6 protein-coding genes are annotated in these 2504 nt (G+C 21.8%); all 6 read right to left on the reverse strand.

The annotated features are described in order from the left end of the window. On the reverse strand, positions 1-524 hold a 524-nt coding region (locus RDJ14_RS00925), incomplete at its 3' end, for a hypothetical protein (protein ID WP_308149488.1). Beyond that, complete coding sequence (locus tag RDJ14_RS00930) at positions 511-702, reverse strand: hypothetical protein (protein WP_308149489.1); 192 nt, start codon at positions 700-702, stop codon at positions 511-513. The genes RDJ14_RS00930 and RDJ14_RS00925, both read right to left, overlap by 14 nt. Before the next feature lie 3 nt (positions 703-705). Continuing rightward, on the reverse strand, positions 706-894 hold the full coding sequence (locus RDJ14_RS00935) for a hypothetical protein (protein ID WP_308149490.1): 189 nt from the start codon (positions 892-894) through the stop codon (positions 706-708). A gap of 3 nt (positions 895-897) precedes the next feature. Beyond that, positions 898-1410, reverse strand: a complete 513-nt coding sequence (locus tag RDJ14_RS00940; protein WP_308149491.1) for a hypothetical protein — start codon at positions 1408-1410, stop codon at positions 898-900. Positions 1411-1435: 25 nt separating this feature from the next. Next, entirely contained in the window at positions 1436-1615 is a 180-nt protein-coding gene (locus RDJ14_RS00945; RefSeq protein ID WP_308149492.1) for a hypothetical protein, read from the reverse strand. Between the two features lie 2 nt (positions 1616-1617). Beyond that, positions 1618-2400, reverse strand: coding sequence for a recombinase RecT (locus RDJ14_RS00950; protein ID WP_308149493.1), 783 nt, complete (start codon positions 2398-2400; stop codon positions 1618-1620). Positions 2401-2504 lie beyond the last annotated feature (104 nt).

The following is a 2504-nucleotide window of genomic DNA, read 5'->3' on the forward strand; positions in this document are numbered from 1 at the left end:
AAACATCCACCATTTGCCATATTTGCTACTTTACGAATAGTTTCAAATCTATTAGGTATTAATTCAGTAATTCCTGCTATAAGATTTGAAATACCATAAGCATTTAATGAAATATAAGTATCTCAATCCATTAAATTATTAAGATTATTATTTTCATTCACCATTAATGGTCATGGTGGTGTTTCTGTGGTAGTAGTAGGAATTGGAGTTGTCGTAATTGGTAATGGACTAGGAGTTGGATTAATATTATTTTCTATTCATTTAGTATAATTTGCTAACCCAATTGTTCCTAAACCTAATAATATTTTTTTAGAACTATTAATTAGTTTAGTTTTAGAAGAAGGTCTTTGATTTAAATTTCATATATCAAAACCTAACTTTTTACCAAATAATAAACTGTTAATTGAACCTAATATTGGATTACCTATTAATTGACCATAATAAGCACTTGTACCTATCATTGCTGAAATTGGACTTATACCTGTTCTAATTAATTTAGTTAATATATAATTATTTGTTTCCATATTTATTCTCCTTATTTTCATTATTATCATTTCATTTAGGTATACTATCTCAATCAATATTTATACTTGATCGTTTATTATAATCATGTTCTTCACATAATTTACAATTTGAACATTTCATAATTTTTTCCATATGCATTAATAAACAATCTAAAGTTAATTTATCAACATTATTCATTATTTACTCCTTAATTTTAATTTTATTATCATAATATTCTTTTATTTCTTTTACTTTATTATTAAAATCTAATTGATGTTTTTTACACATTTTAAAAAATTGAATAGAAGTATTTTCTAAATCTGTAGATTGTAATTTAATTAATACTTTTTTATTACATTCTTTAACAATACATTTTAATTTAGTATTCATTATTTACTCTCCTTTATTTAAATAATATCAACCAATTAATAAACTTTCTGCTTCATCATGATTGGATATTTTTATATTTCAATTATTTTCTTTAATTAATCAATTGGCTATTTCTATTGATATTTTTTTATCTCAAGCACGTGGACCAATTCCTATTCAATCAAACTTAATAATATCTTCATTAATACTTTTACTTCATCAACTTTTTCATTCACTTGGACTTATTAACATATCTTTAGTTAATAATTTATTAAATTGTCCAGCAATAAAACCTCTTAAATGGTCTAAAGTTTTTTTACCACGACCCATTTTTGGATTAAATATACCACGTTCAATTACTAAATATAAACTATAATCTGTTTTATCATCAATTAAACCTAAATTATTAGTTTGACATTGTAGAAAAACTATATTAATAAAATCAGTAAAATAATGATAATCTTTTTTAGAAAAATTAAGACTAGTTATTAATATTGGTTTTTTATTTTCTCATAATGTAAACCCAGTATTTTTCATACTTGGGTCTACCGATAATAAGTAGTTATTCATAATTATCACTAAAACATTCTTCACAACAAGCATTACACATTAAATGTACATCACATAAACAAGAAATACTTATACCAATATTATAACCTAAACAATTAATAAATCATTTTTCTTTATCTTTATAAAATGATTTTTCTTTAGAGCATTTAACTTCCTTGATTTCTTTATTCATAATTAAATTTCAAAATTTTCTATTAATTGTTCTTCTTCATTTAATTTATTTAATACTTCTTCATAATTTGTATTAGTATTTGGATTATCAATATATATTTTTTCAGTTTCAGTAATAACTGCTTGGTCATTTTCATAAGCAGTTTGTAATTCAACTGACATAATGCCCCATTTTCTTAATAATTGAGTTAGTACAGTTTTAAGTGCCATTGCTTCAAAACTACTAACAATAAATTTTTTATTTTTTTTATAAGTTTCACTATAAGTATTAAAATGATTTTCTATTTCTTCTTTACTCATATATAAATATTTTTCATAACCATTTTTTAATTTAAAATAAGCAACATAACCAATTACTGGTGCTTTTAAACGTTCTAATTCATTTTGTATTCAAGTAAATTTAATACCTTTTAATCTATCTATTTTTTTAATTTCACCAAGTCTTACATCACTAACATTAATTTCTTTATATTGTTGACTACGTAATGCTAATTGAATATAACCTTTATAACCCATTTGAAATTGTGCTTTACCTTTAAAAGGTACAACTCAACAATAACCAAAGTTTTTTTCTAATGGTAAATTTAATAATGTTGCTTGATAACAACTTTCTAATATAGTTCCTAAATTAGCATTTACTAAACCTAAATTATTTTTAATTGCTAATACATTACTTTTAAATCTTTGTATTTCTTTTTCATTAATAATACTCCCTTGATTTTTATTAGTAAATCATTGTTCAATAGTTAATTGATTTTTATTAATATTACTTAAATTATTAGTCATTTTCTATTTCTCCTTCTACTTTCATTTTTTAACTCTTTTAAATCTATTATCTAAATGTACTTCAATATTTTTACTAGGATTAACTATTAAATGACTATTCATAA

Source organism: Spiroplasma sp. AdecLV25b (assembly GCF_030913225.1).
Taxonomy (GTDB): Bacteria; Bacillota_I; Bacilli_A; order Mycoplasmatales; family VBWQ01; genus Spiroplasma_E.